Below are 26,779 nucleotides of genomic sequence, written 5' to 3' on the forward strand. Positions count from 1 at the left end.
TAATTCAAGGAAAAGCCTCCGAGAGCGTGTCCCGGAGGCTTTAAGTTGGAACAAGAGCTGTTCCGACCCCGACCGATTAGCAGTCGAAGTAGAGGCTGTACTCGTGCGGATGAATGCGGATCGCTACTGCTTTCGCTTCATCACGTTTGAGGTTGATGTAGTTTTCAATGAATTCTTTTGTGAATACGCCGCCTTCAGTCAAGAACTCGTTATCAGCTGCCAATGCATCAAGTGCTTCTTCGAGGGAAGCTGGCACACTGCGGATGTTTTCTTTATCTGCATCAGACAGGTCATAGATGTTTTTGTCGAGCGGACCATATCCAAGCTCAGTTGGGTTGATTTTGCGTTTGATTCCATCCAGACCAGCCATCAGCATTGCGGAGAATGCCAAGTACGGGTTAGCTGTGGAGTCAGGTGTACGGAACTCGATACGACAACCTTTTGGTGTCACAGCTGCAACCGGAATACGTACTGCTGCAGAACGGTTACCTTTGGAGTAAACCAGGTTTACTGGTGCTTCGTAACCAGGTACGAGACGTTTAAACGAGTTCGTACTAGGGTTAGTCAAAGCGATCAGTGCCGGAGCATGGTACAAGATACCTCCGATGTAGTGCAGAGCCATTTCACTCAGGTTAGCATATCCCGCTTTGTCATAGAACAATGGGGAATCGCCATCGAAGATGGATTGGTGAACGTGCATTCCGCTACCATTATCACCGAACAATGGTTTTGGCATGAATGTTGCTACTTTACCATATTGACGTGCAGTGTTGTGCACGATGTATTTGTATGCAAGCAGATTATCTGCTGTTTTCTTCAGTGTATCAAAACGGAAGTTGATTTCGGCTTGACCCGCTGTCGCCACTTCATGGTGATGACGCTCGATGGACAGGCCAGCTTCTTCCAAAAGGCGACACATTTCGCTACGAATATCTTGTTGTGTATCGACTGGCGCTACTGGAACATATCCGCCTTTAGTGCGAACTTTGAAGCCCAGGTTACCGCCTTCTTCTTTGCGGTTCGTGTTCCATGAAGCTTCTTCGGAATCTACGAAGTAGGAAGAGCTGTTCGTTCCGCTCTCATAACGTACATCGTCGAAGATAAAGAACTCGGATTCAGGTGCGAAGAATGCCGCTGTACCTACACCGCTCTCTTGCAAGTAAGCTTCTGCTTTAACAGCGATGCTGCGTGAGTCACGCTCATAACGCTCGCCATCCGGAGTGAAGATATCACACATAACATTCAATGTAGGGTGTGCAGTGAACGGATCGACATAAGTCGCTTCAGGATCTGGCATCATAACCATATCGGACTCTTCAATTCCGCGGAAACCTTGGATAGAAGAACCGTCAAAAGCTACTCCATTTACGAACGTGTCTGCATCAACAGCCGAAGCTGGCAACGAGATGTGATGTGCACGACCAGCTAAATCTACAAAACGAAAATCTACCCACTCGATGTTGTTCTCTTGAATTGATTTCAATACGTTTTCAACCGACATGTATTCGTCCTCCCAAATATTCCGAACATTAAACAACCCCACTAAGAAAATGTCTAAATTCGAATTTTTTTCTGTCGTCATTATAAATTCTGAAACATGACATCGTCAATACGTATGTAAGGTATTTTTTGCGAGGATGTTAGATATACTCACATTTTATAAATATAATAAATTCATATAACAACACTATTACTATACATTTAACCGATTTAATGCGGTAAAGTGACCCTTTTTACATCCTAAATCATGGAAAAAACTTCACATCATAAATATTTCTTATCACCATTGATTAATAAATACGTTCAAAACTGCAAAATGTACAAAAAACCGGACATCCACCTGCTTCCGTCGCAATAAATACGACCACAGGAGATGCCCGGAATTGATCCAGACTCTTGACTATGATTTCTTAAACTATACGCCTACACGAGCCGGGAAAAATTCTGCCGGTTGTTTGGCTGTGCTGAATGATTTACCCACGATTGGTGCCAATTTCTCCAGATCCTGCAGCAGGTTGGCGAATTGATCAGGGAACAAGGACTGCACACCATCTCCTGTCATGGAGTTATCCGGATCGGTATGCATTTCAATAATCAGACCATTGGCACCCGCAGCAACGGAAGCCTTCGTCATTGGTTCCACCAGTTCACGACGTCCAGTACCATGGCTCGGGTCCGAAATAACTGGCAGATGGCTCAGAGACTGCAGAACAGGGATCGCTGACAGATCAAGCGTATTCCGTGTGTAGGATTCAAACGTACGAATACCACGCTCACACAACATGACATTCGGGTTACCACCCGCAAGAATGTATTCAGCCGCATTCAATAATTCATCGTACGTCGCACTGAAGCCACGTTTCAACAATACCGGTTTGCCACACTCACCCAATTTGCGGAGCAGGTCAAAGTTCTGCATGTTACGTGTACCTACTTGCAGAATATCTGCGTACTCGGCGCAAATATCCACATACTCTGGCGTCATGACTTCTGTAATCGTCAGCAGGTCATGTTTCTTTCCTGCTTCCGCCATCATGATCAATCCTTCTACACCCGTTCCCTGGAAGCTGTATGGACCCGTACGTGGCTTAAATGCGCCCCCACGCAGCACTTGCCCACCAGCAGCTTTCACTAGCCCAGCAATCTCATCAATCTGTGCAGCGGATTCAACCGCACAAGGTCCGCCCATGACAACAAGTTCTTTTCCGCCGATATCTACACCTTTGATGGAGATCACCGTATCTTCCGGATGGAAGTCACGACTCGCCAATTTGTAGGACTTTGAAATCTTGACGACATTCTCAACGCCCTTCATTTGACGAAGATGTTCTTGCATTTTAGGTTCAACTTTGCCAATCAGACCAATGATGGTACGATCCTCTCCGCGAGAGATATGCACCTGAAGCCCTTCTTTTTCGATGACTGCCACGATATCCTGGATCTGTTCCTCTGGAGTAGCCTTGCCTGCAATAACGATCATATAAATTCCCATCCTTCCTTGTATGAGAGCACTGTATATTTCTTAACGTGCGTCTGATTAAAATAAAAAAACTCTGTCACGCTTAAACGCTTGTTCGCTTTTAAGCTTTTATCCGTTAAAGTAAATATATCATAGTTCCCCTGTTGCGTCAAGGTACACATTCCTTATCCATGCACAAAAAGAACCCTGTTCCACAGGCTCCGAATTCGGTTCTGTGTAACAGGGTTCTTCTCATTTCCACTTACATTTCGTTGCCCTACGGTGTACGTGTTTTTTCTCTAACTGGAGGCAGCAGTTTGCTCATGTTCACGGTACGCTTGATTTCCCACGTCTCCGGCTTGTCATGTTCATACTGTTCCAGATAAAGAATAACTTCCTTCGTGATCGGTGTTGGTGTTGAAGCACCCGAAGTAACCGCCACCTTATTTACACCTTTCAACCATTCTTGCTGAATCTCGGAAACATCGGATACACGGTAGGCCGTAACACCCGCAATCTCCTCCGACACTTGTGCCAGACGGTTAGAGTTATTGCTGCGAGGATCACCCACCACGATAACCAGGTCCGCTTGACCTGCCTGTTCAGCAACAGCTTCCTGACGAACCTGAGTTGCGAGGCAAATCTCATTATGAATCTCAGCGCCCGGGAATTTCTCCAGCAGACGACTCATAATGTGCTTGATATCCCATTGACTCATCGTTGTTTGATTCGTAATCAGGATTTTGCCTGAAGGAACGTTCAGTCCATCGATCTCTTCTTCCTTCTCGATCAGGTGAACTAGGTCTGGCGCAACCCCAACAGCACCTTCTGGTTCAGGATGGTTCCTTTTACCAATATAGATAATCTGATAACCTTCTGCTGTCTTTTCGCGAATGAGATCATGTGTCTTGGTCACATCAGGGCATGTTGCATCCACTGTTGTCAATCCTTTGTCCCGTGCCAGCTTGCGCACTTCAGGAGACACACCGTGAGCTGTGAAAATAATCGTGCCACTCTCCACTTGGCTCAAAATATCCATCCGGTTCGGACCGTCCAATGTAATAATGCCTTCATCTTCAAAGGAATCCGTCACATGTTGGTTATGCACAATCATCCCCAATATATAAATAGGCCGTGGTAAATCCAGATTGCGTGCCGCTTGACGCGCGAGCACCATCGCATCCACAACGCCGTAACAATATCCACGCGGCGAAATTCGCAGTACTTCCACTTGGTTGCCACCCGCTTTCTTTCTCGGCAACGTTGCCGATGTAATTGCAGTCCTGTCTATTATACCTTTATTCGATAGGCGGAGCAAAGACAACCGGCAACCAGATAATAAAGGTCGTTCCTTCTCCGCGTCTAGTCACAACCTCGACCGACCCATGGTGTTCCTCAATAATCCACTTCGCAATCGAAAGTCCCAGACCTATGCCCGGTGTAGCCCCGCGTGATTCATCTGCCCGATAGAAGCGATCAAAGATGAACGGCACTTCGTCCCGATCCATCCCAATACCGGTGTCGCTGATGCGTAGTCCCACCTGACCTTTGTATAATACGGCATCCAGCGTCACAGAGCCTTCAGGTGTGTATTTAAACGCATTTTCGATGAAAATAAACAGCATCTGTTGCAGATAGTCCTTGCTACCGTTCACATAAATGCCGTTAAGGATGGAAAAATCTCCTGGAAGCCAGTCTGCCTGACGATCCAGAAATTGTGCTCTGCGTGCCACTTCCTGTACGAGAATCTGCAGTGGGATCGGATTCAGTTCAATTTTCTGACCCGTATCCGCTCTCGCCAGCGATAACATGTCGCTGATCAGCCTGCTCATACGTTTTCCCTCGTCCGCCATGTCTTCAATGGCTTCCAGCGACATTTGTTTGACAGTCTCCTCATCCAGATTCGGTCGGTCGGTTCCCTCCTGATCCCATAACTTCTTCAGGAAGTCTACGTTCCCGCGAATGGTGGTCAGCGGCGTACGAAGTTCATGCGATGCATCGGATACAAAGCGGCGCTGGGCAGCATTCGTCTCCTCTAAACCGCGGAATGACAATTCTGTACGTTCAAGCATATTATTAACCGTTTCAATCAGACGCCCGATCTCATCCTTCGGCCCCGCATATTGAATTCGTACACTTAAGTCATCACCGGATTGGATCTGATTCGCAGCATCAATGACATTCACGAGCGGACGCATCGACTTGCGGGCCAGAACGAGACCTGAGGTAATAGCGAGGGCCATCGCTACCAGCCAGCCAAAAACCAAAATATTAAGCAACGCTTCCAGCAAGCGCTCCTGTGAACTTACATTCGCACCAACCTGAAGAATTCCTCTGACTTCATTGGTTCCCTGAAGAGAAAGGGGGAGCTGATTCACCAGAAACGGCGTTCCATCCACATAGATCTTGGATATGCCCCGCTTTTCAATAATTTCATTGGATTTCAATACTGGAAACTGAATCCTCAGTTTCTCCATATTACCGGAAATTCTGCCTGAACGACTCTGATAATCCCAGAGTTGAATATAGATTTGTGCCTCCTGAAGCTGACTCTCTGTAAATGGGTCCAGATCCAACGACTGTGAAAGAGGATTTACACCGATCTGCTCCGTTATCCGGGCACTCTTCACCTTCAATTGCTGTTCGACTTCCTGATAGGAGTTAAAATACACAAAGGCATAGATGACAACGCCCCAAAAAATAAGCACGGCGGCCAGGATACCAGAATACCATGCGGTTAATCTTAACCGGATGGACATGTCAGGAGTCACCTCTCAGAATATAGCCGGCTCCCCGGATGGTCTGGATTAGACGTTTGCCACCGTATTCTTCGGTCTTCTGTCTGAGCATGGCAATGTACACTTCAAGCACGTTAGACTCACCGCTGTAATCATAACCCCAGATTTTATCCATAATCAGATCGCGGGATAGGACCCGTCTTGGATTTTGCATAAACAGATTCAACAGTTCAAATTCCTTGGCAGTCAGTTCCAGACGTTGCCCATCCCGCAATACTTCACGTGAGTCATTGTCCAGAATAATATCCTCATACATCAGGCGATTGTCCGGCGTGCCCGCGATGTCTGACTTGCGACGCAACAATGCACGAACACGTGCCAATAATTCTTCCAACGCAAAAGGCTTCACGAGATAGTCGTCGGCCCCTGTGTCCAATCCGGTCACCCGGCTCTGCACTTCATCCTTAGCCGTCAGCATTAGCACAGGCACTTTGCTGCCTGCTTCTCTCAGTCTGCGACATACCTCAAATCCGTCAATCTGCGGCATCATCACATCAAGTACAACGATGTCCGGCTCTTTATCCATCAGTTTGCTGAGGCCTTCGGCTCCATTGGAAGCGGTCTGTACCTCATATCCTTCAAAAGCCAGCCCCCGGCGGAGCATGGACACAATTTTTTCGTCATCATCGACAATCAAAATAGTTGAGCGCATGGTCTTTCTCCTTTATCCTAACGTTTTATCCCATTGTAACAGGCAGAAGCACAATCTGCATCTTCAAGTAGAAGGCTCCATTCAAGCATGCTCCATTGTTATCCCGTTAGTTCAGGGCAAAAAAACGGAAGGGCCTTCAAACCCTTCCGTTCTGCCAATCCTAACCCAATATTATGGTTGTTGTTGTGTATCTGTTGTTTGTGAAGTATCAAAATCATTTTTGTTTCCAATTTTGATTTTCAGATCCATCTTCTTACCATCACGCACAACATTCAATGTCACTTCACTGCCGATTTCCTGTTTCTTGATAAAATCTATCAGATCCTGACTTGTGGCGTAAGGGGTACCGTTCGCACCTGTAATGATGTCATATGCACGAAGATCTGCTTGGTAAGCCGGCGATTGGAAGATCGTGCTGGCTACAACTGAACCTTCGGTCACATCTGTTCCCATTTGTTTAGCGACTTCAGGTGTGAGAGCCATCAGAGATGCACCGATAAAGGGTACTGGCTCTTTAGGAACTTCTTTGTTCTCTTTAAGATATTTAACGGCTTCAGAGATGACGCTCGACGGGATCGCAAAACCAATTCCTTGTGCATCTGCGCTTACTGCAACGTTCATTCCGATGACTTCCCCATTCAGGTTAAGCAACGGACCACCGGAGTTCCCCGGATTAATCGAAGCATCCGTTTGCAGCAAATGGCTGTACTCACGTGTTTTTCCTGTTTCTTCATCTGGAATGCTGATCGTACGTTCTTTGGCACTCAGTACACCTGCTGTAACCGTGTGTTCGAATCCTTCAGGGTTACCGATAGCTACAAGCCACTCACCGACTTGAGTACTATTGGAATCACCCAGTGGAGCTACAGGGAACGCATCGTCACCACTGTTTTTCTCAATTTTCAATACAGCCAAATCCAGATCAAAGCTGCTTCCCAGCAGTTTAGCTTCATAAGGTTTACTGTTGTTCTCCAGGGTTACCTGGATTACATCTGCACCCTGAACTACGTGTTGATTCGTCAGGATATATCCTTCTTTGTCAAAAATAAATCCGGAACCAATGCCCATAGGCACAAGCTGATTACTGCTTTGTGGTTGCTGGCTTTGGCCTTGATTGCCTTCCGTTCCGCCCCCATTACCGAAGAAGTATTGGTACAGCGGATCGCTTGTATTCGATCCACCCTGACCAGTACCTGTACGTGAGGACTGCTTCGCGAGTGTTTCGATTTTGACGACAGCCGGACTTGTACTTGTTACTACGGAAGAAACATCTTCTTTGCCTGTTGGCAGTAACGACGCGGTTACATTGTTGCCTCCGCCTGTGTTCGTGGATGCTTCCTGTCCGGAGCTTTGACTGTCCGCGTTCGTAAGTGCTGTCTCCGGTGTGAACATGTTCGTTCTGTCAGCTGTGTACATGAGAACGGTAATGACCAACATCCCTGCAATAAAGGAAAACAGAAGTGATCTTACGGAAGAGCGCGGCTTGCGGTTATTATAATTCCAATTGCCTTTGCCGCCATTCCCTTGATCTCCACCATTACCTGAGCCGTTTCCGCCGACTCCGGACGATCTTTTCGCTTGCTCGGATGATCCGTTGTTATAGTAAGTAGGTACGGGTCTCACCGGTTCAGGTTTTGTAATCTCTACATTGCCTTCTTCACGCTGATTACTGCTTCCCATGTGATTTGCTGTATCTTCCTGATTTACGGACTGAAAAGGTCCATAAGAATAATAATAGGAGGATTCGTCCGTTCCGGAAGAATTGCGATTCTCCGTTTGTTTGATTTCGTTTTCATCTTCTTGACGGTTCGATCTATAATTACGTTCGTCCATGCCTCTCTACCTCCCAATCTCTTATTCGCAAGAGATATTCTTTAACTGTCCTTATTTTGTACTTTAAACCTTAACCGTACCTTAAAAACAATTAAAAAGGAGATAAAAGCAAGTAAGAATAGATTAATTTCCCCCGTCATGACAGCATTTTACCCTTTCGTTTTCACCCAGCCCTGACGATGCGCATAGATAGCCAATTGTGTACGATCATCCATCTCGCATTTCATCAGCAGGTTGCTCACATGTGTTTTGACGGTTTTGATACTGATATGTAATTCTTCTCCAATGTCTTTGTTGGTCTTTCCCTCTGCAATAAGTAACAGCACTTCCTTCTCTCGTTCAGTCAGACCTGATTCGCTCTCTCTCGCTGTACGCTGTCTGATTCCCCGAGTTAATGCCTGCGACACATCACCTGTCATCACAGGCATGCCTCTGTAAGCCCCTTGAAGAGCATAGATCAGTTCTTCGGCCGACACCGTCTTCAGTACATAACTCACCGCACCCGCTTCAATCGCTTGAACAACAAGATCATCCTCCAGGAAACTGGTCAGCATCACAATCTTCATCTTCGGAAATTCAGTCATGATGGCTTTTGTTGCTTCAGCGCCATTCATTATTGGCATCATCAGATCCATCAGGATCAAGTCCGGCATTTCAATATCATTTAACTTACGCAACTGATCAAGCGCATCTTGCCCCTGGCTCGCTTCCCCCATCACATGAAAAGTAGGTTCCAGCATCAGATACGTTTTCAATCCCATGCGCACCATATCATGATCATCCACAATCATCACGTTTACTTTACCACTCATTCCGTCTCCCCCTCTGGTTCACTCAGGAACATTCGGGAATTTCGGGATGAATACCCGTACCGTCGTTCCCGCTCCCGGCTTCGATATAATCTGAACTTGCCCCCCAAGCTTCTCCGCCCGTTCACGCATGGTGGATAACCCGTATGACCCTGGACGCTCGGCTTGCTGCAAAAATCCCTGGCCATCATCGCTGATGCTCATGCTGATCTGATGTTCACTTTCCCGTATGGACAGACTGACCAGCCCAGCCTCTGCATGCTTCACTACATTGGCAACGGCCTCCTGGATAACAAGAAACAGCTGGTGCTCAATGGCATCCGAGATTCCGCCATCCAGTTCCAGCTCTTTCACACCTTTAAGACCATTCTGCCTGCAATAATCAGGAAACCAGCTATCCAGTGCTGCGGTGAGGTCACGCCCTTCCAGCTCCACCGGTCGAAGTTGGGCAATAAGTCCTCGCATCTGACGCTGTGCAATATGTGACATCTGGATTAACTGGTCCAGTACTTTACCGCCATGTTCAGGATTCATCTCCAGCAGACGAGGTAAGGACGAAGCCGACATATGCATGGCAAACAGCTGCTGGCTAACCGTGTCATGGAGGTCCCTTGCCATTCGTTTGCGCTCTTCAAGCACAGCCCGCTCCGAGGCTTGCTCCTTCTCAATGACTTCCTGCTCACCGAGGCGCTGAAGCAGTCTCATCTTTTTCTCAATCGAATCCATCATGACATTGAACTCCTGATAGACACGACCAAACGAAGCGTCATCCGCTTCAGGCATGCGCACCGCCAGATTGCCCTTGGATACTTTCAACATGTTGAGATCTAGCAGGTCGATCTTGCGCTGAAGCCGTAATGCAGCGATGTATCCGGTGATAACGGTGGCCAGCACAACAACGGCAACATAGGTCCATGCCCGCTGACGACCAGCCCCCATTAATACCTCTCCATACAATAGATAGAATCCGCCCAGCGTAATCAGACCAGTTAGCGCAAAATACATCATCAGTTCCCACTTATTGGCTTTGAGAATTGTTCGAATCATGCATTAACCCACCTTATTAACTTTGACGTCTCCGATAAACACACTCACAATAATCCGTACCTTTTTGCTTGCTTCACGATAGTGGGCAGTTTCAGCCTGGGCACTACTCAGGAATCCACCGCGTTTCTGGTTCAACAATGACATATCTCCAATGAAGGAATTCGTCGTTACTGTCACACCCAGATCCATATCTTCCGGTACAAATACTTTCACATCCCCAATAAATGAAGAAATGACAATCTTCGTCTCACCATAAGGAATCTGTGCTTTGGTCAAATCAATTACGGTATCGCCGATAAAAGCCGAGATGTTCATGGGTTTCAACGAGAATACTTCCTGTCCCATATACAAATCCCCAATGAACGCCGATTTATTAATGGTATTGCCACTGCCATAATCCCCATAACCATTTCCGTAGCCATCATCATAATGTTCTCCATATCCGGTATCGTTAGAGTTATACGATTGATATTTCTTCTTAAACTGTTGCCCTTGTGATGATGAATCCGTTGATCCTGTGAATTGAGGGCCATGTGCATCGTTCTTCTGTTCCTGTTTTGGTTTGCCAAATGTTTTCTCGAATTGTTCGTCAAACGACGATGGCATCTCCAGATCCTCCGGAGACAACGGTTTATAAGGTTGTTCAGGTGCTGGAGGTGGCTGCATCTTGTCATGATGTTTCCGATCACGACGTCGTGGCCCAATCAGTACGAACAATCCTCCGCCAATCAGCATAACCGGAATCAGATAACGGATGAACTCCCCCATGGAGTAATCAATCCATCCCAGGTTACGGGCTAGGAAGTAACCACCGATCGCGAGGACAATTACCGGTCCAATGAAGGCGTACCCCCCATTACGACGAATCTCGGATATTCCTTTGACCCCCCACCAGATCAGAAATAACGGCCAGTATGTTCTGAAAATATATCCAACATCAATGTCATATCCCAATTGTCTGAACAAGATCATCGCACCAATAGCAATAAGAGGTATGCCAACCCACCAGCGGTCACGCGTAGATCGTTTCATCGCTCAAGTCTCCTTCGTCTGTATTATGTATCCAGTGTAACTCAGACAGGACAATGAGAACAGCGGCGGCAGATGGAAGTTATCTCGGTCTCGAGACTGAGATGGGAGGATATTTATGTAAAAAATTCGCATATGTAAAACACCCCGGAGCTTTTGCTCCAGGGTGCTGAATCTTTATCTTCAATTATTTCTGGAATTTCCCTGCACGGCCTTGGTTTGTTTGACCAGTGTTTTCTACACCGAACTCGGCATTGAATTTTTCATCAGGTGTTTGGAAATTATCTTGTACTTTGTTTTGAGCGGATTGCTTCACTTTAGCTGCTGCATTCTCTTCTCCAAACTCTGCATTGTACTTCTCGTTTGGCGTTTGGTAGCCTTGTCCTTGAGTTTTCTTAGCCACAACGAATCACCTCTCTCTTCATATTTACGTTGCATTTCTGCACCGCGGGGTTCGTCCCCAGTCAATATTATGTGAAGAGAGCACCTCAGTTATTCATGTGACCAGGTGAAATTATATGGCCTTGTCCAGCCACGAGTCCGGTACGGATTTGTACACGTCGATCGCATCTGCCAACTCGTTCAGCATCTTTTCTGTGCATTTCCCAGCACCTTGTCTGATCACTTGTACCTCAACGTCCTTTTTGCCCCATTCCTTGTACACTTGCTTCGTTGTCGGAAAATACAGATCGATTTTATTGCCTTTGATCGCTGAACCGGTATCTGCAACAATTCCGTATCCGTAGCCCGGAATATACAGAATGGAGCCCATTGGGAATAATTTTGGATCAGCTGCTATCGTGGAAACCGTTTCTTTATCACGACGTACTTTTACACCGGAATACGTAATTCCGTATTGTGGGTGTTTAGGTCCTTTTCCTGTAGACTCGACCCCTGCCGTATATCCCGTTGCTGTCACCTTTTGTGTACCCAGTACTTGTTCAGAACGCGGAGCAAGCACCGGCATAGCTGGATCAGTCAATTGTTTCTCGGGAAGCTCAGGCCTTGGAATGACCATTGGTTGCGGTGACCATAGTAAAGCCATATACACCATGGTCGTCAGCTGGGCCTCATCGCTGTATTGATCGCTTACATGTTCCGAAAATTTCTGATCAGATTTGCTTGAAGTCTCAATAATCGAAGCTTCACTGCTTCGACTCTCGACATGCAGTACCGCACTTTCCTCTTCAAATGTATAAGCATCCGCCCGATTCAGGCTGATCATCATTCCGGCGAACATCACGCAGCCAACCAGTAAACACCGTATATTTTTCTTTTGAATTGAGAATTGCTTTTTCATTGTATAACCTCCCCCTCACTGCAAAGGTTTTCCAAAAAGCAATTAATCTATACTTTTCACACCAAACACTACGAAAAAACGCCTGAATAACATAGGGCAATCCCATGTTATCCAGGCGTTTTCTGATTGATCAGTGCAACTTATGCACTGGTTATTTGATAGTTCATTTGTTCAATTACACCAAACGTGTTGAAATTTCCTCTTTCAGTTGAGCGATAATCTCATCAACCGGCTTCATGCCTAGATCGCCTTCTCCACGCTTACGCACAGATACTGCTTCTGCATTACGCTCGTTCTCACCTACGACAAACATATAAGGCATTTTCTCAAGCTGCGCCTCACGAATTTTATATCCAAGCTTCTCGTTTCGCAGATCGGCTTCAGCAGAGATACCCGCACGTTTAAGCTTCGCTTCTACTTCACGCGCATAATCGTCGAAGTTTCCGGATACCGGGATAACCTTGGCCTGTACCGGAGACAACCACAGTGGAAAGGCTCCTGCAAAGTTCTCCAGCAAGAATGCTGTGAAACGTTCCATTGTACTAATTACCCCGCGGTGAATAACGACTGGACGGTGTTTCTGTCCGTCATCTCCCACATATTCAAGTTCAAAGCGCTCAGGCAACAGGAAGTCCAGTTGAACCGTAGACAATGTCTCTTCTTTACCCAGTGCTGTTTTGATCTGCACATCCAGTTTCGGGCCATAGAACGCCGCTTCACCTTCAGCTTCATAGAATGGAAGGTCAAGTTCTTCCACAACTTCACGCAGCATGCGTTGGGACATCTCCCACATCTCGTCGTTCTGGAAGTATTTCTCAGTATCCTTCGGATCGCGATAGGACAGACGGAAACGGTATTCGTTGATACCGAAATCTTTGTATACCGTTTGAATCAACTCGATAACACGAGCGAACTCTTCTTTGATCTGATCCGGGCGAGCAAAAATGTGTGAGTCGTTCAGAGTCATTGCACGCACACGGTGCAGACCTGTTAACGCCCCCGACATTTCGTAACGGTGCATCATGCCAAGCTCGGCAATCCGGATCGGCAGATCACGGTAGCTGTGCATGCTGGACTTGTACACCATCATATGGTGAGGACAGTTCATTGGACGGAGAACGAGTTCCTCGTTATCCATCACCATTTTCGGGAACATATCTTCCTGGTAGTGCTCCCAGTGTCCGGATGTTTTGTACAATTCCACGTTACCCAGAACCGGTGTGTATACATGCTGATATCCAAGGCTTTCTTCCAGATCCACAATATAACGCTCCAAAGTCCGGCGCAGTTTTGCACCGTTAGGCAACCAGATTGGCAGACCTTGACCGACCAGTTGGGAGAATGTGAACATTTCCAACTCTTTACCGAGCTTACGGTGATCACGTTTGCGAGCTTCTTCAAGGAAGTGCAGATGCTCGTCCAACTGTGCTTTTTTCACAAAAGCCGTACCATAGATACGTTGAAGCATCTTGTTTTTGCTATCTCCACGCCAGTATGCACCAGCCACATTCATCAGTTTGAACACTTTGATTTTGCTAGTCGATGGTACGTGAGGACCACGACACAAGTCGAAGAATTCACCTTGCTCATAGATGGTAATTACGCTGTCTTCCGGCAAGTCACGAATCAACTCAAGTTTGTAAGGATCGCCTACTTCTTCAAACGTTTTAATCGCGTCCTCGCGGCTAACTTCCTTACGTACAATTGGCAAGTTCTCGTTCACAATACGTTCCATTTCCTTCTCAATCTTTTGCAGATCTTCAGGATTGAGCGGGTGTTCGAGGTCCATATCATAGTAGAAACCATCTTCGATGACAGGGCCAATGCCAAGGCGTACCTCTTTGTTACCATATAAACGTTTTACTGCTTGAGCCATCAAGTGAGCTGTACTATGACGCATCACTTCAAGTCCTTCTGGTGAATCCAAAGTTACGATCTCCACCAATGCTCCTTCATGAAGTGTTGTGGACAAGTCCACCACGATGCCATCGAGCTTACCCGCTACAGCATTTTTGCGCAATCCGCTGCTAATCGAAGCCGCTACATCCTCAATGCTGCTACCATCTGCGTACTCTCGTACCGAACCATCCGGTAATTTAATGTTCACTGCCATTTGTCTCATTCCTCCTGTAAATGTAACCTTCGTGTCCAGATGTTCATGGACTGATTATCTATTGCTGTTCCAATCATTATGCAAAGGAACGCAAAAAACACCCGTCCCGGCAAAGGGACGAGTGATATATACTCGTGGTTCCACCCTAATTCAGCTGATTCATTCCTATTCGGAATACAGCCCTCATTGGCATGGCGATAACGGGCATGACCCGGCAGATCCTTACTCGCGGATAATCCCCAATAAAGGCGATATTAAACTCCACTTTCAAAATTGCAGCTACAAAGGGGTAAACCATACGTGATATCCGGAGGAAATTTCAGCCTGGGTTCCTCTCTCTGCACCGATCTTGCGTGTGGTTGTTGTCTTTGTCAACGCTTTTGGTTCAATGGTACACATGAAAAATTCATGGATCAACAGTTATTATAATTGCCGAGATCACTTGCGTCAAGACCTGTCAACAATCCTGAGCGCAGCACTTCGCATTCCGGACATTGATGACATATTTGCACCTTGTCTTCAAAGATCTGGCATATGGTCGAGATAATCGGCAGATCGGGGGTACGCGTATGCAGCATAACTTTCTCAGGAGAGATCGAGATGAGTGTACTCACAATCATATCTTCGATATCCATTTCCAGTTCCAGACCCGGCATCTCCACAACAACCTGCTCATCCTTTTGCACGGGCAACAGATTAAGTCCAGCATCAAGCACCTGAAATTCATGCATGCCCTTGTGTACAAGATGGATCAGAGGTACTTTGGCTTCCTGAAAGAATACAAAATATTTTAACAGTCCCATAAACTCTTCATATTGCCGATCCATCCAGAACTCATCGAGCGCATACTCCACTAGTTCCTGAAGCTCCTGCTTATATGGCCGTATGCGAAAATTGATAATGCCTTCAAGGTGAAAAAAGTGAACATCCTCGAGATCCTGCCGTAGTCCACTTGCCAACGTAGTACGGCGGCGTTCCCGAAGTCCAGGCTGATCCAGATCCCCATTTAATAGTAGAGGCATGCAGATCCGATTGACCTTCTCCACCTCATGCTCATCCATGACAGAACACGCTTTGGCAATTATATTCTCCACCATGTTCCGTTCTTGTGTATCCATAATGAAGTCGGCGAGTCCCAGGGAGAGAAGATCACTGATTCGGGGAAGCCATTGCTGAAAGTCTTCGTGATTCTCATTCCCTCTGCACACCCAAGTTGCTCTTCCATCATTATGTTTGAAGGTGAGCCGGAAGCCTCTTTTACTTATATGTAAACCTTTGGTTTTTTCCTTGACACAACGATAAAATTGATCTGCTTCCTCTTGCCCCGATACATCGGTCCATACAGCGAACAGTTCCACTAGAATCACTCCTTTCCTTCCTGTTCAAAGTATATGGCAAGGCCGATGGGGATATACGAAGCGGATTGATGGAAAGCGTGTCATGATTTCTCAGTATATTATGAAGAGGTTTGGAGTTAAGACAAAAATGTGTTATTATTTTAATAACAGTATGTTTCACGGAAAAGGAGGGAAGCCAAAATGAGACAACAACCTAGAATACTCCATTACACCATTATTATCATTTTGTGCGTATTCCAAGCCTTGTGCTTCCCTATTCCAATGCAGTCCGAATCTGCCGTTGGGGTGTCTGTTGATGCAACTTCCAACAAGGAAGTTTTGTTGCAAATACCCGAATCCCAGCAGAAACCTGTCATTCGCAAATACCCACAAGTCATGTCCAAGCTGATTGCGGTTACGCATAATAAGCCTGTCTTTCTTGTCCTCGCATTGGTATTGATGCTGCGAATCCCTACACCGGGTCTGTCCTTTAAACCGTGGTATTGTCTGTTTAAACGCAGATTATTTCTGCTGCCTATTAAGTTTACCAGCATGTATGTATCCCTCACCCCTTTGGCACCAAAATACGTGAACGTTCTTCACTAGACGTTACGACGTATTTACAGGTTGCTTTGCATAGAGACACCTCTGTATTTTTAGACGGTGTGCTTGTGCATAACTTATAACCCTTTTAGCACACGTTAGATAAACCAATGTATATGACAGTACCTATTTTTGTTGTACCCACACCGACAAATTCAAATCATATGGCTGTGTCAGGAATTGCTGGCTCTGTTTACCCGCATCATTTGATGTTCCTTTGAGCAGCAGATTATTCAACTTCGGGAAATAAGCCTATCTTCTGTGGCCAGCCCCTATTATAAGGAGGCACTATCCATGGATGTACGCGAAACAGACTTGCCGGGAATCGGCAAAAAATTTCAGATTGAAACAAGCAGCGGTGATAAAATTGTCATTATCATTCACGATGACGGTCGCCGGGAAATGTACCACTTCGAGTATGATGATCCCGATCAAAGTATCTCGATGATTACGCTTGACGACTACGAAGCACGACAGATTGCTGCTATTGTTGGTGGATTAACCTACAAACCGAAGCAGCTTGAAAATATAGAAGTCACGTTTGACGACCTGATTATCGAGTGGTACAAAATCGAAGCATCCTTCGGATGTATCGGTAAATCCATCGGCGAATTGGACGTACGTCAAAACTCTGGGGCAACGGTAATTGCCGTTGTAGAGAAAAATCACAAAAAACACATCAGCCCAGGTCCGGAGGTAGTTATCAGTGCAGAATCCACGGTGGTAGCCGTTGGCGAACGCAATCAACAGAAACTGTTTAAATCCCTCCTCCTGACTGGAAGGGGGTAAATAGATGGATCATCTGATATTCGAAGTAGGTCTGGCCCTTGTGCTCATTGCGGCAGCCGGCCTTTTATCGGCAAAACTAAGATTTTCGGTCGTTCCGTTTTATATTCTGATCGGGATGGCCGTTGGGCCTCATGCCATGAAAATCTGGCATCTGGACTTCCGCTTTATTGAAAGTCAGCCTTTTATTGAATTCATGGGTCGGATCGGTATCTTGTTCCTTCTCTTCTACCTTGGACTTGAATTCTCGGTAGGTCGTTTAATTAAATCGGGCCGCTCTATTGCAGTTGGTGGCTCGATCTACATCGGAATTAACTTTACGCTGGGATTAATATTCGGTTTTGTTTCCGGCTTCCCAGTTGCAGAAGCACTTATTATCGCAGGTATAACTACCATCTCTTCCAGTGCCATCGTGGCCAAGGTACTCGTCGATTTGAAACGAACGGCCAATCCGGAGACAGAGATGATACTCGGTATCATTATGTTCGAAGATGTATTCCTCGCAGTATATATCTCGATCTTATCCGGACTTGTGCTTAGTGATTCGTCTTCCATCGGAGGCGTCATCATGTCCGCCCTTATCGCCCTCGGATTCATGCTTATCGTGATTATCCTTGGACGCAAAGCAACACCGCTCTTAAACAAAGCCCTTAAAATTCGATCGAATGAGTTATTCTCACTCGTTGTATTCGGAGCCTTGTTCCTGGTAGCCGGTTTCTCTGAAACCATTCATGTTGCCGAAGCGATCGGTGCATTGCTGGTTGGACTGGTACTTGCTGAAACAGAACATGCGAAGCGGATTGAGCACTTGATTCTGCCGTTCCGTGACTTCTTCGGAGCAATCTTCTTCTTCAGCTTCGGATTGTCCATTGATCCGTTGTCCCTAGGTGGAGAAGCCGTATGGCTGGCTCTGATTGCAGTTGTTATTACATTGTTTGGTAACTTCCTGGCAGGCATGCTGGCAGGACGCAGTGCAGGACTATCTCCCAAAGCATCGGCCAATATTGGATTAACCATTGTGTCACGGGGTGAATTCTCCATCATCTTGGCTAACATGGGTAAAGCCGGGGGACTGTTACCAATGATTCAACCGTTTGCCGCGTTGTATGTCCTGATTCTGGCCATTTTGGGTCCTTTATTGACCAAAGAGTCCAAACATGTATTCCGTATTTTAGATAAGATATTCAAGTTCAAAGATAATCGGAAAAAGAAAGAAGAGCCGAAGGTTCTGCAGAAAGAAGGATAATTCCTTATGTCTGTACAGACAGACATACTATCGTACTTCGCGGCTCTACGCCGATCTTTCTGTGACTAACCCAGGGAGAATGGCTCGAAAGCCGCACTAAGGAGGATGACCTATGAAAGCACCTCTGATATCGGCTAACCCGGTGCCAAACACCGCCAAGACCAGAATATCGTCTACCCGCCGCTGGTTGAACCTGTTGCTCGTGATCGCGGGCGGAATTCTGGCCTCCGTGGGACTTGAATTGTTTTTACACCCCAATAAGATCATTATTGGAGGCATTACAGGCATTTCCTCACTGTTCGCCCACTGGACCGAAATGAGGATTGGATTGTTCTTATTTTTATTCAATGTTCCGTTTATATTTCTGTCCTACAAGATTGTGCAGAAGAAATTTGTACTCGTAACTGTTCTGGGTCTGGTTGTCTTTTCGATCGGTGCCATTGTGCTTCATCCCATGCCGCCACTTGTAGAGCACCCGCTGGCTGCCGCCATGTTTGGTGGTTTGTGTCTCGGACTCGGAATTGGGCTCGTCGTGCGGTATGGTGGGACACTGGATACGCTGGAAATTGGTGATCCGTCTTCCCGCCCACCCGAACGTGTATTTAGCGGAAAACGGATGCTTATCGAAAAAATAATCATGCTGTTTAACTTGTTGATACTGACAGCCGCTGGTGTTGTCTTTGGCTGGGACCAAGCGATGTATTCCGTAATCGCCTACCTTATTGCTTATGAAATGGTGTACATTGCGTTCAGGGGTTTCTCTTCCAAACGCAAAATATGCATTTTGACCACACAAAGCTCTCAAGTTGAAAAAGCTGTACGCAAACGGCTGCGCCGTGAACCTGGAACGCTGGGAGCAGCTTCTGACTCAACACAATTTGCTAAGGCTGAAGGATGGATCAAACAGATCCCCGGTGCACTTTATTATGAAGTACATGTCTTGGAAATGATCTGGCTAAAATCCATTGTTCGTCACATTGATCCACATGCGGGCATTGTGACGAATCCGGAAAAATAATAGCTCATGTAAGTTGAACTAAAGATATTTACACTGACACTACGATGACAGAACAACCTTCCAATCGCTGTTATCCCCAGATTTTTTCGATTCCCTTTTCTGAAGGGAAAAATCCGGGGATAAAGGCGAACGCTTCGCTTTTTCAGGTTTCTTCTGTCCTCTTCGTTATCGTGTAATTTTAATTCAACATACAAAAAACGCTCTCTTACCCTATGGATGAACAGTTTTGTTCAACAAGGTCAGAGAGCGTTTTTTTCTGTTATCAGAATTACTTAATATTATAGTTCAACAATGGCTTTGACTACATGTGAATCTGGCAATAGCCATCGATCTATTGCAGAAGGTAACTCATCAAATTTCACTCGGTGTGTGATGTACCCATCCATGCTAATTTTCTTTTTACGCAAGCTCGACAGGACATGTTCAAAATCTTCACGGGTTGCGTTTCGGCTGCCCAATATGCTCATCTCGCGCTTGTGAAACTCAGGATCATGAAAGGTAATATCGGCCTTCACCAGTCCTACAAAAATGAGTTGACCACTATGTGCCACATACTGAATGGCCTCATTCATGGAATTCACGTTACCCGTTGCATCGAAGACAGCCGTAGCATAGTCACCTCCCGTGATTTCAGCCACTTGCTGCACAGTACGTTCATTCGCCTGAACCAGGTCATCCGCTCCAGCCCAAGTCCGGCTGAGCTCCAGCCTGTCCAGATTACGATCAACGGCAATAACACGCGCCCCGGCCTGTTTGGCGAATGCCATCACACCAAGTCCAATGGGACCTGCTCCTATCACAACCACATGCTCACCAGGCTTGATTCCTGCTCTCCTGACGGCATGAGCACCAATGCTTAATGGTTCTACCATTGCCGTCTCATCCAGCGTCAAGCCTCCTGCTGAGAGCAGATGTGAGACAGGTACACTGACTCTCTCTCTCATGCCTCCGTCTACGTGCACACCCATGACTTGCATGGACACACAGCAATTACTTTTTCCACTGCGACAAGCAACACAGTGACCGCAGTGCAGATACGGAATAATGCTTACCTGATCCCCAGGCTGTAACCCGGCAGCGTTCGGACCGATCTCTTCAATAATACCCGCCAGTTCATGACCCAGAACGCGGGGATAGGTAAAGAATGGCTGGTTGCCTTTGTACGCATGAAGATCCGTTCCACAGATACCGATCCGCCGAATTGCAACCAACGCCTCTCCTTCTGCTCGTTCCGGTTGAGGCAAGTCCTGGAGCTTCAATTGATCTATTCCTTCACATACAATAGCCCTCATCGTTATTCCCCCTTGGATGCTTCTGATGTCATGTTGCTGTACTTTGTATTATATTCAGGACGTCCGCTTGACCAAGTCTCATTATGCAATGGAGCCAAAATCCGTAGCACTTCATCCAGCAGATTTTGATCTAACGGTTCTTCTATCCAGGCTGCATTATTGATAATATTGCGCTGGTTGGCACTGCTAACCAGTGTTGTTGGAATTCGTTCATTTGCCGTGGAGAATTGCACGGCCAGCTTGGCAATGTCACTGCCTTGTTCTGCACAGAAGCGAGCAGCCTCCAGACAAAGTTGTTTCACCCGTTCATCTGCCGGATGCCAGGCAGGAGCGCCACGAGTACTTAACAAGCCCATAGAGAGAGGCGAAGCATTCACGAGGCCAATTTCTTTCTCTTCCAACAGCGGCAGCAACGATAACAGTGAGTTATCATTCAATGCGTAATGACAGTACGAGATAATGGCGTCCGCATCGATCTGTGGCAGAACCTTTTCAAACAATGGCAAGGGCAATCCGCATATCCCCGCATGACGAATAACTCCCTGCTCTTTCAGACGCAGTAACGTCGGAAAGGCTTCTTCTACAATGATCTCTGCTGGTACAAACTCAATATCATGCAGGAATAAAATATCAATATAGTCCGTATGCAGTCGATCCAGACTCTCTTGCACACTATTCAAAATCCGCTGACGTGAAAAATCAAATTCATTTTCTCCATACCGTCCGGCTTTGGTGGATAAAATATACGAATTGCGCGGCAATCTGCGAATGGCCTCACCCAGCACCGTCTCTGCCTTCGTCAGTCCATAGTACGGCGAAACGTCTATGTAATTCATCCCCGCATCAACGGCAGCATGTACGGTACGAATACCTTCATCCCGATCTATATCACGAAACACGGAACCGAGTGAGGATGCTCCAAAGCTCAATACAGGTACGTCCAGTTCTGTCTTTCCCAGAATTCTTCTCTTCATCGGTTGGCTTGCCCCTTTCCAGCATGTCTGACTTCACAAGTTCCTTCTCATTGTAACAGTTCAATTTCAATATAAAATATCGGCAATTGCGTAACATGTACTGTTTAATGACCTCGATCCGCGGAAAAAAACAAAAGCCCGCCGTCTCTCCAAACGGAGTAGTCAGCGGGCTTGCTTCATAAATACTCATCAAATGATCAGCATTTATTGGAATAGTATTCAAATAATTAGGATTAGTTCTGCATTACGAAATCTTCATGCACGGAATTCTCTTCGTCGAACATGCGCACGATGTCATATCGGGTGTTACGTTGTGCCGGAATATAACCGGACTCCCGAATCAAACGGAGAATGGATTCAATGTTAACTTTATACGTTGCACCTGCAGCAGATACAACGTTCTCTTCGATCATGGTGCTACCGAAGTCATTACAGCCAAATTCAAGCGACTTCTTACCGATCTCGGGACCCATCGTTACCCAAGAGGATTGAATGTTCTTGATATTATCCAGCACCAGTCGGCTGATGGCTACAGTCTTCAAGTACTCTTCTGGCGTCTGACGCTCCAGCTTGAGATTTGTATTATCCGGTTGGAACGTCCACGGAATAAACGCCAAGAAACCTTCGGAGTCATACTTGTTCGCAATACATTCATCCTGTGCTTCACGTACACGGAGTAAGTGCAGTGCACGCTCTTCCATCGATTCACCAAGTCCGATAACCATCGTAGCGGTGGTGTTCATACCGATGCGGTGTGCCGTTTGCATAACGTCCATCCAATCCCGCCATGAACCTTTCAAACGGCTAATCTTCCGACGTGTGCGGTCATCCAGAATTTCAGCACCGCCACCAGGCAAGGAATCCAGTCCAGCTTCATGAATAGCACGTACAACCTCTTCCAAAGTAAGCCCATCGGATACTTCAACCATTTTCATAATCTCGGCAGGTGAGAAAGAGTGCATCGTGATGTTCGGGAAACGCTCCTTGATGGCTTTCAACAGGTCTGTGTAATAGCTGAAAGGCAAATTCGGATTCGTTCCGCCTTGCATCAGAATCTCGGTACCATTCACATCTTCTGTTTCCTGAATTTTCTGGAAAATGACCTCGTCTGGAAGTACGTATCCTTCCTCAGAACCAGGTCTGCGGTAGAAAGCACAAAAACGGCAGTACACATCACACACGTTCGTGTAGTTGACGTTACGCCCAATTACGAATGTTCTGTATGGTTCAGGGTGCATGCGTTTCATAATGACATTAGCAGCTGCCCCGATTTTGTCCACTTCATTCGATTCAAATAGCTCAATCGTGTCTTCCAAGTCTAAACGTTCGCCCCGAAGGGCTTTATCTAAGATACGGTCTACCGTACTCATCGTAAAAAAGCCTCCCTCATGAAGAGAAATTATATAACGATCCGTCCCGACTTGTTCAAGAAAAGCAAGTTCTGGTGGCAACATCGTATTTCTGTACTCCACATATCGTAACACAGGTTACATGTGAAAAAAAGCACCTTATGAACAGGTGCTTTAAAAATAAGTAAAAATGTTTACATATAAAATCCAATTAATTTGATATTAAATGATATGCATAGACGTATTCCGGTACCACTTTTCTAGGATTCCTGAAGTGCTTGTTCCAAGTCGGCAATCAGATCATCGATGTCTTCCAAACCTACCGAGAAACGAAGCAATCCATCAGTAATGCCACGGTCACGGCGAACCTCAGCCGGCATTGCCGCATGCGACATCATCGCTGGGTAAGACAGGATGCTTTCCACAGCTCCCAAGCTTACAGCCACAATGGGTAACTTCACCCGGTTAAGCACTGCTTTTGCCCGATCCCCTGAACCGACGTCAAACGAAACGACAGCTCCATAACCTGTTGACTGGCGCTCATGTGCCTCGCGGCCCGGATGATCCTCCAGCCCAGGATAAAAGACAGCGGCAATATCACTACGCTCATTCAGCCACGCGGCCAGTTTGGCTGTGCTCTGTTCACTGTGAGCCATGCGAGCCCCCAAGGTTTTCATCCCGCGCATCAAAAGCCATGATTCTTGTGCCCCGAGTACTGTTCCAAGTCCATTTTGCAACTGTTTCAGCTGTATGCCAAGCGATTCCGTGCGAGCAACGGCTAACCCCGCCAACACATCACTGTGACCCCCGAGAAACTTGGTAGCACTATGTACGACGATATCCACACCAAGCTCAATTGGACGCTGGTAGTACGGTGTCATAAAGGTGTTATCCAGAATCGTAATCAGGTCATGTTCCTTCGACCAGTCAGTTACGGCAGCAATATCCGTAATTCGCAGGGTCGGGTTAGACGGTGTTTCCATATAAACTGCCTTTGTATTCGGCTTGAGCGCCGCTTTTACTTCATCTATATTAGTCATGTCCACAAAGGTCGTCTCGATCTGCATACGGCTCAATATGGAAGTAAGCAAACGATACGTACCTCCATATACGTCTTCCGTTACAATCATGTGATCTCCTGCGGAGAACATCATGAACACGCTAGAGATCGCAGCCATCCCGGATGAATAGGCGAATCCTCGTGCTCCACCCTCCAACAATGTGATGTAATCTTCCAATGCCTGACGTGTCGGATTACCCGAACGACTGTAATCATGTTGAGGCGGATTGAAGATATCAAAATGATGGAATGTGGATGCTTGATAGATCGGTACACTGGAGGCCCCAGTCGTTTTGTCAATCTCATCGCCGAAATGGAGCAATTTCGTATCAAATTTCAACTCGGAATTCGGCTTGTTGTTGGACTCACTCATGAGTGCACGCCTCCTTCAACTTCCTGTTGTGCAGCTGTCAGCGCATTGCCGAGATCTGCAATCAGATCATCCGCATGTTCAATGCCTACGGAAAACCGGAGCAGGCGGTCATCCACACCTATGGCATCACGAATTTCAAGCGGTATATCCGCATGAGTTTGTACTGCCGGGTAAGTCATGAGTGATTCCACTCCGCCGAGACTTTCGGCAAAAGCAATGAGTTTGATATGACGCAGCAACGGTTCAACATAACGGGCATCCTTCACTTTGAAAGAGAAGATACCTGTGTTACCGGTGGATTGTTTATTCTGTATTTCATACCCCGGATGATCGGATAGGCCTGGATGGTACACTTCAACCACCGCTGGATGCTCAAGCAAGTATTTGGCAATGGTAAGTGCATTGTGCTGATGACGCTCCATGCGAAGAGCTAGCGTTTTCATGCCTTTCATCAACTGATAAGAGTCACTTGGAGACAATACGGCTCCAATCGAATTATGCAGGAAAGCCATTTCCGCGGATAATGCCTCACCCTTGGTTATGATTAATCCGGCCAGTACATCATTGTGTCCGCCCAGATATTTGGTAGCACTATGAATGATGATATCGGCACCCAGTTCAATCGGACGTTGGAAAAATGGAGTGAGCAACGTGTTGTCAACAATGGTCAACAGGTTGTAACTTTTCGCCCAGGAAGCGACGGCTTCTACATCGGTAATCATCATCAGCGGATTCGTCGGCGTCTCGATGAATACAGCTTTGGTATTCGGCTGACGAACATTCTCCAATGCTACAAGATCATTCGTGTCCACATAACTTGCGGTTACACCGAAACGAGACAAGATGCGTTCAAGCAGACGATAGGTTCCGCCATACAGATCCAGCGACACAATTAGATGATCTCCCTGACCAAACATGGCAAAGATGGTTTGCAGCGCTGCCATGCCTGAGCTACAGGCAAACCCTGCATCACCGGATTCCAGCGCTGCGGCGGCTTCTTCCAACACTTTGCGGGTTGGATTGGTTGTACGAATATAATCAAACCCCGTGCTTTGTCCAAGCTTCGGGTGGCGAAACGCAGTGGATTGATAGATCGGAAAGTTAATGGCGCCTGTTACCGGTTCATTGATGGACCCAATTTGTGCTAAGCGGCTTTCAATTTTCAACTTGTTGTTGTCTTCCATTGCTGCATCCTCCTGTGATCTCGATTAGATTTGCGGGCCAATATCGTAAGGTGTTTCCTGATACACATAGTAATTGAGCCAATTAGAGAATAATAAGTTGGCATGAGCGCGCCATGTAGCCGGTGGCACACGGGAAGGGTCGTCATTCGGATAATAATGTCTAGGCAGCGCGATATCCAGCCCTTTCGCGGCATCCCGGTCATACTCCCACTTTAATGAGAAGGGATCATACTCGGCATGTCCTGTGGCAAAAATCTGTTTGCCATCTTTGGTAGCAACCAGGAAGATCCCCGCTTCCTCGGATTCAGCCAAGATCTCTAATTTCTCGTTCTTTTCAATATCTTCACGTCGCACTTCCGTATGACGGGAATGCGGAACATTGAATACTTCATCGAATCCACGCAGCAACGGAACATGGGGTTTGTTGATGGTATGCGGGAAAACGCCAAAACACTTTTCTTCAAGTGCAACCTTGGGTACGTCAAAATGGTGGTATAAACCAGCCTGGGAGGCCCAACATATGTGCAGGGTTGATGTCACATTCGTTTTGGTCCATTCGAAGATCTCCTGGATTTCATTCCAATAGTTCACGTCTTCGAAATCCATCTGCTCCACAGGAGCACCTGTGATAATCATTCCATCGAAGCGGCGGTGCTCAATCTCATCGAACGTTTTATAGAACAAATCCAAATATTCCTGAGACGTATTCTTCGAGGTATGGGATTTGGGATGTACCAGAACGACATCTACCTGAATGGGCGTATTCCCCACCAAACGAAGCAATTGTGTTTCCGTCGTTTCCTTTGTAGGCATCAGGTTTAATATAGCGATACGGAGTGGACGAATATCCTGCTGGTATGCAGAAGTTTCATCCATGACGAAGATATTCTCTCCTTCAAGTACTTCTTTTGCTGGCAGAGTATCAGGTATTTTGATTGGCATGGTAAATCTAACTCCTCCTTGTGCATTGATAGATGCAGCTACCGCTGGCTTGATGTGTCCACATCAATACAGTTA

The 26,779-nt window shown here is 46.5% G+C and carries 23 protein-coding genes; 4 read left to right on the plus strand and 19 right to left on the minus strand.

Annotation, left to right across the window (positions count from 1 at the left end; translation table 11 throughout):
* Positions 1 to 76: 76 nt before the first annotated feature.
* The 13 genes from glnA to FS628_RS05335 form a co-directional block, all read right to left on the minus strand.
* Positions 77 to 1,501, minus strand: coding sequence for a type I glutamate--ammonia ligase (gene glnA, locus FS628_RS05275; protein ID WP_145319758.1), 1,425 nt, complete (start codon positions 1,499 to 1,501; stop codon positions 77 to 79).
* Positions 1,502 to 1,915: 414 nt separating this feature from the next.
* The gene (aroF, locus tag FS628_RS05280) at positions 1,916 to 2,980 is read right to left on the minus strand and encodes a 3-deoxy-7-phosphoheptulonate synthase (protein ID WP_036610039.1); all 1,065 of its coding nucleotides are present in this window, start codon (positions 2,978 to 2,980) and stop codon (positions 1,916 to 1,918) included.
* A 256-nt stretch (positions 2,981 to 3,236) separates the two neighbouring features.
* Positions 3,237 to 4,190 carry a 4-hydroxy-3-methylbut-2-enyl diphosphate reductase gene (locus FS628_RS05285; protein WP_145319760.1) on the minus strand — a complete coding sequence of 318 codons (954 nt, stop codon included), beginning with the start codon at positions 4,188 to 4,190 and terminating at the stop codon, positions 3,237 to 3,239.
* Positions 4,191 to 4,257: 67 nt separating this feature from the next.
* A complete protein-coding gene (locus FS628_RS05290; RefSeq protein ID WP_145319762.1) occupies positions 4,258 to 5,718 on the minus strand; it encodes a sensor histidine kinase in 1,461 nt (486 codons plus the stop codon).
* Position 5,719: 1 nt separating this feature from the next.
* Positions 5,720 to 6,409, minus strand: coding sequence for a response regulator transcription factor (locus FS628_RS05295; protein ID WP_145319764.1), 690 nt, complete (start codon positions 6,407 to 6,409; stop codon positions 5,720 to 5,722).
* Positions 6,410 to 6,580: 171 nt separating this feature from the next.
* Complete coding sequence (locus FS628_RS05300; RefSeq protein ID WP_145319766.1) at positions 6,581 to 8,242, minus strand: S1C family serine protease; 1,662 nt, start codon at positions 8,240 to 8,242, stop codon at positions 6,581 to 6,583.
* A gap of 149 nt (positions 8,243 to 8,391) precedes the next feature.
* Positions 8,392 to 9,054 carry a response regulator gene (locus FS628_RS05305; protein WP_145319768.1) on the minus strand — a complete coding sequence of 221 codons (663 nt, stop codon included), beginning with the start codon at positions 9,052 to 9,054 and terminating at the stop codon, positions 8,392 to 8,394.
* Between the two features lie 18 nt (positions 9,055 to 9,072).
* Positions 9,073 to 10,098, minus strand: coding sequence for a HAMP domain-containing sensor histidine kinase (locus FS628_RS05310; RefSeq protein ID WP_076330279.1), 1,026 nt, complete (start codon positions 10,096 to 10,098; stop codon positions 9,073 to 9,075).
* A 3-nt stretch (positions 10,099 to 10,101) separates the two neighbouring features.
* Positions 10,102 to 11,130, minus strand: coding sequence for a cell wall-active antibiotics response protein LiaF (gene liaF, locus FS628_RS05315; RefSeq protein ID WP_145319770.1), 1,029 nt, complete (start codon positions 11,128 to 11,130; stop codon positions 10,102 to 10,104).
* A 184-nt stretch (positions 11,131 to 11,314) separates the two neighbouring features.
* Positions 11,315 to 11,530, minus strand: coding sequence for a hypothetical protein (locus tag FS628_RS05320; protein WP_145319771.1), 216 nt, complete (start codon positions 11,528 to 11,530; stop codon positions 11,315 to 11,317).
* Between the two features lie 111 nt (positions 11,531 to 11,641).
* A complete protein-coding gene (locus FS628_RS05325) occupies positions 11,642 to 12,172 on the minus strand; it encodes a 3D domain-containing protein (RefSeq protein WP_440131264.1) in 531 nt (176 codons plus the stop codon).
* A 430-nt stretch (positions 12,173 to 12,602) separates the two neighbouring features.
* Positions 12,603 to 14,540, minus strand: coding sequence for a threonine--tRNA ligase (thrS, locus tag FS628_RS05330; RefSeq protein WP_145319773.1), 1,938 nt, complete (start codon positions 14,538 to 14,540; stop codon positions 12,603 to 12,605).
* A 413-nt stretch (positions 14,541 to 14,953) separates the two neighbouring features.
* Positions 14,954 to 15,907, minus strand: coding sequence for a putative sporulation protein YtxC (locus tag FS628_RS05335; RefSeq protein WP_145319775.1), 954 nt, complete (start codon positions 15,905 to 15,907; stop codon positions 14,954 to 14,956).
* Between the two features lie 171 nt (positions 15,908 to 16,078).
* Here FS628_RS05335 and FS628_RS05340 point away from each other — a divergent pair, with 171 nt between their 5' ends.
* The 4 genes from FS628_RS05340 (at position 16,079) to FS628_RS05355 (ending at position 19,530) form a co-directional block, all read left to right on the plus strand.
* Positions 16,079 to 16,483, plus strand: a complete 405-nt coding sequence (locus FS628_RS05340) for a hypothetical protein (protein ID WP_145319777.1) — start codon at positions 16,079 to 16,081, stop codon at positions 16,481 to 16,483.
* Positions 16,484 to 16,774: 291 nt separating this feature from the next.
* Positions 16,775 to 17,269 (plus strand): cation:proton antiporter regulatory subunit, encoded by a 495-nt coding sequence (locus FS628_RS05345; protein WP_062833468.1) that lies wholly within the window; start codon positions 16,775 to 16,777, stop codon positions 17,267 to 17,269.
* Positions 17,270 to 17,273: 4 nt separating this feature from the next.
* Positions 17,274 to 18,512: a cation:proton antiporter gene (locus tag FS628_RS05350; protein ID WP_145319779.1), complete on the plus strand. Its 1,239-nt coding sequence runs from the start codon at positions 17,274 to 17,276 to the stop codon at positions 18,510 to 18,512.
* A gap of 112 nt (positions 18,513 to 18,624) precedes the next feature.
* Positions 18,625 to 19,530 carry a YitT family protein gene (locus tag FS628_RS05355; RefSeq protein ID WP_145319781.1) on the plus strand — a complete coding sequence of 302 codons (906 nt, stop codon included), beginning with the start codon at positions 18,625 to 18,627 and terminating at the stop codon, positions 19,528 to 19,530.
* Positions 19,531 to 19,808: 278 nt separating this feature from the next.
* Here FS628_RS05355 and FS628_RS05360 read toward each other — a convergent pair whose 3' ends face one another.
* The 6 genes from FS628_RS05360 to metA all read right to left on the minus strand — a co-directional run bounded on the left by FS628_RS05360 (position 19,809) and on the right by metA (position 26,704).
* Complete coding sequence (locus FS628_RS05360) at positions 19,809 to 20,822, minus strand: zinc-binding alcohol dehydrogenase family protein (RefSeq protein WP_145319783.1); 1,014 nt, start codon at positions 20,820 to 20,822, stop codon at positions 19,809 to 19,811.
* A gap of 2 nt (positions 20,823 to 20,824) precedes the next feature.
* Positions 20,825 to 21,796, minus strand: coding sequence for an aldo/keto reductase (locus FS628_RS05365; protein ID WP_145319785.1), 972 nt, complete (start codon positions 21,794 to 21,796; stop codon positions 20,825 to 20,827).
* A 233-nt stretch (positions 21,797 to 22,029) separates the two neighbouring features.
* Positions 22,030 to 23,166, minus strand: a complete 1,137-nt coding sequence (gene mqnC, locus FS628_RS05370; protein WP_145319787.1) for a cyclic dehypoxanthinyl futalosine synthase — start codon at positions 23,164 to 23,166, stop codon at positions 22,030 to 22,032.
* A gap of 239 nt (positions 23,167 to 23,405) precedes the next feature.
* On the minus strand, positions 23,406 to 24,578 hold the full coding sequence (locus FS628_RS05375; RefSeq protein WP_145319789.1) for a trans-sulfuration enzyme family protein: 1,173 nt from the start codon (positions 24,576 to 24,578) through the stop codon (positions 23,406 to 23,408).
* On the minus strand, positions 24,575 to 25,762 hold the full coding sequence (locus tag FS628_RS05380; RefSeq protein WP_145319791.1) for a PLP-dependent transferase: 1,188 nt from the start codon (positions 25,760 to 25,762) through the stop codon (positions 24,575 to 24,577). The genes FS628_RS05375 and FS628_RS05380 overlap by 4 nt, the downstream gene beginning before the upstream one ends.
* Before the next feature lie 24 nt (positions 25,763 to 25,786).
* Positions 25,787 to 26,704, minus strand: coding sequence for a homoserine O-acetyltransferase MetA (gene metA, locus FS628_RS05385; protein WP_145319793.1), 918 nt, complete (start codon positions 26,702 to 26,704; stop codon positions 25,787 to 25,789).
* Positions 26,705 to 26,779: the final 75 nt, after the last annotated feature.

The organism is Paenibacillus xylanexedens (assembly GCF_007676705.1).
Lineage (GTDB): Bacteria > Bacillota > Bacilli > Paenibacillales > Paenibacillaceae > Paenibacillus > Paenibacillus xylanexedens_C.

What these genes read in the sequence shown, in the direction of transcription:
- glnA (WP_145319758.1), bottom strand. Translation starts at nt 1,501, where the DNA reads ATGTCGGTTGAAAACGTATTGAAATCAATTCAAGAGAACAACATCGAG.
- aroF (WP_036610039.1), bottom strand. Translation starts at nt 2,980, where the DNA reads ATGATCGTTATTGCAGGCAAGGCTACTCCAGAGGAACAGATCCAGGAT.
- FS628_RS05290 (WP_145319762.1), bottom strand. Translation starts at nt 5,718, where the DNA reads ATGTCCATCCGGTTAAGATTAACCGCATGGTATTCTGGTATCCTGGCC.
- FS628_RS05295 (WP_145319764.1), bottom strand. Translation starts at nt 6,409, where the DNA reads ATGCGCTCAACTATTTTGATTGTCGATGATGACGAAAAAATTGTGTCC.
- FS628_RS05300 (WP_145319766.1), bottom strand. Translation starts at nt 8,242, where the DNA reads ATGGACGAACGTAATTATAGATCGAACCGTCAAGAAGATGAAAACGAA.
- FS628_RS05305 (WP_145319768.1), bottom strand. Translation starts at nt 9,054, where the DNA reads ATGAGTGGTAAAGTAAACGTGATGATTGTGGATGATCATGATATGGTG.
- FS628_RS05310 (WP_076330279.1), bottom strand. Translation starts at nt 10,098, where the DNA reads ATGATTCGAACAATTCTCAAAGCCAATAAGTGGGAACTGATGATGTAT.
- liaF (WP_145319770.1), bottom strand. Translation starts at nt 11,130, where the DNA reads ATGAAACGATCTACGCGTGACCGCTGGTGGGTTGGCATACCTCTTATT.
- FS628_RS05325 (WP_440131264.1), bottom strand. Translation starts at nt 12,172, where the DNA reads ATGGCTTTACTATGGTCACCGCAACCAATGGTCATTCCAAGGCCTGAG.
- thrS (WP_145319773.1), bottom strand. Translation starts at nt 14,540, where the DNA reads ATGGCAGTGAACATTAAATTACCGGATGGTTCGGTACGAGAGTACGCA.
- FS628_RS05340 (WP_145319777.1), top strand. Translation starts at nt 16,079, where the DNA reads ATGAGACAACAACCTAGAATACTCCATTACACCATTATTATCATTTTG.
- FS628_RS05345 (WP_062833468.1), top strand. Translation starts at nt 16,775, where the DNA reads ATGGATGTACGCGAAACAGACTTGCCGGGAATCGGCAAAAAATTTCAG.
- FS628_RS05350 (WP_145319779.1), top strand. Translation starts at nt 17,274, where the DNA reads ATGGATCATCTGATATTCGAAGTAGGTCTGGCCCTTGTGCTCATTGCG.
- FS628_RS05355 (WP_145319781.1), top strand. Translation starts at nt 18,625, where the DNA reads ATGAAAGCACCTCTGATATCGGCTAACCCGGTGCCAAACACCGCCAAG.
- FS628_RS05360 (WP_145319783.1), bottom strand. Translation starts at nt 20,822, where the DNA reads ATGAGGGCTATTGTATGTGAAGGAATAGATCAATTGAAGCTCCAGGAC.
- FS628_RS05365 (WP_145319785.1), bottom strand. Translation starts at nt 21,796, where the DNA reads ATGAAGAGAAGAATTCTGGGAAAGACAGAACTGGACGTACCTGTATTG.
- mqnC (WP_145319787.1), bottom strand. Translation starts at nt 23,166, where the DNA reads ATGAGTACGGTAGACCGTATCTTAGATAAAGCCCTTCGGGGCGAACGT.
- FS628_RS05375 (WP_145319789.1), bottom strand. Translation starts at nt 24,578, where the DNA reads ATGAGTGAGTCCAACAACAAGCCGAATTCCGAGTTGAAATTTGATACG.
- FS628_RS05380 (WP_145319791.1), bottom strand. Translation starts at nt 25,762, where the DNA reads ATGGAAGACAACAACAAGTTGAAAATTGAAAGCCGCTTAGCACAAATT.
- metA (WP_145319793.1), bottom strand. Translation starts at nt 26,704, where the DNA reads ATGCCAATCAAAATACCTGATACTCTGCCAGCAAAAGAAGTACTTGAA.